This window comes from Haemophilus sp. SZY H53 (assembly GCF_054332375.1).
Genome location: NZ_JBTGNV010000022.1, coordinates 1 through 2982 on the forward strand (window position 1 = coordinate 1; position 2982 = coordinate 2982).

A 2982-nucleotide genomic window follows, 5' to 3' on the forward strand; every position below is an offset into this window, starting at 1 on the left:
CGTAAAGCTAAACTTTACTACTTACGTGAACGTTCAGGTAAATCTGCTCGTATTAAAGAGCGTTTGGGCGAATAATTTCGCAAAGAAAAAGGCTTGGGATCCCAAGCCTTTTTTGTTAGGTTATTTAATCCGTTCTTCGATAATCCCACCGCCCAAACAAATTTCACCAAGGTAAAATACGGCAGATTGTCCTGGTGTGACGGCTGATTGAGGTTCATCGAAAATCACTCGAATAGTTTCATCATCAATCGGTTCAATCACACAAGGAATATCTTGTTGGCGATAACGTGTTTTAACCGTGCAACGTACTAATTCACGAATTGGCTCGCGATCAACCCAATGTAATTGGCTAGCAATCAAACCTTTTGAAAATAAACGAGGATGGTCATGCCCCTGAGCGACAATAAGCTCATTATTTTCAACATCCTTATCTACCACATACCAAGCCTCATCACCCGCATTTTTTAAACCACCAATGCCTAACCCTTTACGCTGTCCCAACGTGTGATACATCAAACCATCATGGCGACCAATAATTTCACCATCAACAGTACGAATATCACCAGGTTGAGCCGGTAAGTAACGAGCTAAGAAATCCTTAAATTTACGCTCACCAATAAAACAAATACCGGTAGAGTCTTTTTTCTTCGCCGTAATTAAGCCAAGCTCTTCAGCAATAGCGCGAACAATGGGCTTCTCAATTTCACCAACGGGGAATAAACTTTGTCCCACTTGTTTATGGCTTAAGGTATAAAGAAAATAACTTTGATCTTTATTAGCATCTAAACCACGTAATAATTTTGCATTTTCATCATCACCAGCCCTACGTACATAATGCCCTGTTGCAATGTAATGAGCACCAAGATCTTCAGCTGCATATTCTAAAAATGCTTTAAATTTAATTTCTTTATTACACAAAATATCTGGGTTCGGCGTGCGCCCTGCTTTATATTCAGTTAAAAAATGCTCAAATACATTATCCCAATATTCTGCAGCAAAATTAATTTTATGTAGTTTAATCCCCAACTTATCACATACAGCCTGAGCATCTGCAAGATCAGCTGCTGCAGTGCAGTAATCCGTATCATCATCTTCTTCCCAGTTTTTCATAAACAGGCCTTCCACCTGATAGCCTTGCTGTTGAAGAATAAAAGCTGACACAGAAGAATCCACTCCGCCAGACATACCACAAATGACTTTTTTTGTCGCATTTCTCGCAAGCTGTTCTTGCGTCAATTGAGGAAAGTATTGATTATAAGTATTTGAAATTAACATAGTTCTCCCGTAACTTCGGTTAAGACGAAGCACATTGGTCATTGAATGAGAAAACGGCAAAATAATTTTGCACATAAAGTGCGGTCATTTTTGATGCAAGTTATTTCACTTCATAAAATTGCGAATCACCATCTTTTTTCGCAAATTTTTGCTCATATTCGGCTTTTGCTTGTTTATCGCCCGCATCTAATTTTGATTGAAGCGTGTCGCAAGGTTTATCACAATCACAAGCTTTGGCAATACCAAGGGTAGATAAACCACCGCAGCTGCCTTTTAAACTTTGTTTTTTGATAATAAATCCGATAGACATCAACAATATAATTGCGACGAAAGCGATTAAAGTAAAAAATAAAGTTTGCATAACTATTCTTTTGTTTCTGTTAATTTTTTGAAAGCAGAGGATGATTTTGTCACAAAACCATTATCTGTTTTAATGATTAAATAAACGGCAAGATTATTTTTCTCAGCCACTTCTAACGCCTTGTCTTCACCAAGCACAAATAACCCTGTTGATAAGCCATCTGCAGTCATTGAAGTTGGTGCAAGTACCGTAATTGAGGCTAAATGATGCTGAATTGGATAACCTGTTTTCGGATCAATTTCATGAGCAAAGCGTTTACCATTTTCTTCAAAGTAAATTCGATAATCGCCAGAACTTGCCATTCCCATATTGTCTAATCCAATGACAGCTTCAACCGCTCTTTCACCTGTTGTAGTTGGTTTTTCAATTGCGATCTGCCAAGGTTTGCCTTCAATATTTTTTCCTTTCGCACGAATTTCTCCGCCGATTTCAACCATGTAATTCTGAGCATTTAATTGTTCTAACTTTTCAGCGACCAGATCAACGCCAAAGCCTTTAGCAATCGAGGACAAATCGACATAAACTTGAGGAAGTGCTTTGCTTAATGTCGGTTTGGCAGCACTCATATCGAGGGCAATTTTATCAATACCAACCCAAGCTTGGCGTTCAGCTAATTGTTCTGGTGTAGGTTGTTTTTCTGGACGTTTTTCCGGGCCAAATCCCCATAAATTAACGACAGGGCCAACAGTTACATCCAATGCACCTTCAGTCACTTTATTTAAACGAATCGCTTCGGCCAATACTTTGGCAAAATCTGCTGAAATCTCAATCGGTGTATTCACTTGGGTATTTTGATTGAAACGACTCAATTCCGAATCTTTTTTGTAAGTGGACATTTTCGCGTTCACATCTTTTAAGATAGCTTCAATTTCTTCATGCGTCTTTTCAGATGTTGCTTTCATTGAGCCTTCATCAAGGTATTTAACATGATAAGTTGTTCCCATTGTTTTACCACTTAATGAGATAACTTTTGTTTCTTTTTCACAGGCTGCAAGACTTAATGCCATTGCCACCGCCACGATACCGCTTATTAATTTTTTCATCTGGATTTCCTAAATCTGTGAACTACTAGCAAACTAAACAAAATTTACCTGTAATCATAGAAAATTTTCTAAAAACACCTTAAATTTTGACCGCACTTCATCACAAAGTGCGGTCAGTATTCATGATGTTTTGATTAACTAAAATCAACCACCGAAGTCATCTAATAAGATGTTTTCATCTTCAACACCGAGGTCTTTCAACATTTTGATGACCGCCGCGTTCATTACCGGAGGTCCACACATGTAGTATTCACAATCTTCTGGTGCTTCATGATTTTTCAAGTAGTTTTCATAAAGTACGTT

General features: G+C 38.1%; 4 protein-coding genes and 1 pseudogene. 1 reads left to right on the forward strand and 4 read right to left on the reverse strand.

The features are described from left to right. A partial coding sequence (locus tag ACXVWB_RS11140; RefSeq protein ID WP_288293967.1) for a 50S ribosomal protein L19 occupies window positions 1–75 on the forward strand: 75 nt, incomplete at its 5' end. Window positions 76–120: 45 nt separating this feature from the next. On the opposite strand, the gene mnmA is transcribed toward ACXVWB_RS11140, so the two are convergent. The 4 genes and pseudogenes from mnmA to ACXVWB_RS11160 all read right to left on the reverse strand — a co-directional run. Continuing rightward, window positions 121–1275, reverse strand: coding sequence for a tRNA 2-thiouridine(34) synthase MnmA (mnmA, locus tag ACXVWB_RS11145; RefSeq protein ID WP_005695381.1), 1155 nt, complete (start codon window positions 1273–1275; stop codon window positions 121–123). A 100-nt stretch (window positions 1276–1375) separates the two neighbouring features. Then, window positions 1376–1636 (reverse strand): (Na+)-NQR maturation NqrM, encoded by a 261-nt coding sequence (gene nqrM / locus ACXVWB_RS11150; RefSeq protein WP_005695380.1) that lies wholly within the window; start codon window positions 1634–1636, stop codon window positions 1376–1378. Between the two features lie 2 nt (window positions 1637–1638). Next, the gene (locus tag ACXVWB_RS11155; protein WP_005695379.1) at window positions 1639–2679 is read right to left on the reverse strand and encodes an FAD:protein FMN transferase; all 1041 of its coding nucleotides are present in this window, start codon (window positions 2677–2679) and stop codon (window positions 1639–1641) included. 144 nt (window positions 2680–2823) lie between these two features. Beyond that, window positions 2824–2982, reverse strand: a pseudogene (locus ACXVWB_RS11160) (NADH:ubiquinone reductase (Na(+)-transporting) subunit F); the annotation flags it as partial.

Bases quoted from the DNA above. Each gene is read 5' to 3' on its own strand.
- ACXVWB_RS11155 (WP_005695379.1), bottom strand. From the start codon at position 2,679: ATGAAAAAATTAATAAGCGGTATCGTGGCGGTGGCAATGGCATTAAGT.
- mnmA (WP_005695381.1), bottom strand. From the start codon at position 1,275: ATGTTAATTTCAAATACTTATAATCAATACTTTCCTCAATTGACGCAA.
- nqrM (WP_005695380.1), bottom strand. From the start codon at position 1,636: ATGCAAACTTTATTTTTTACTTTAATCGCTTTCGTCGCAATTATATTG.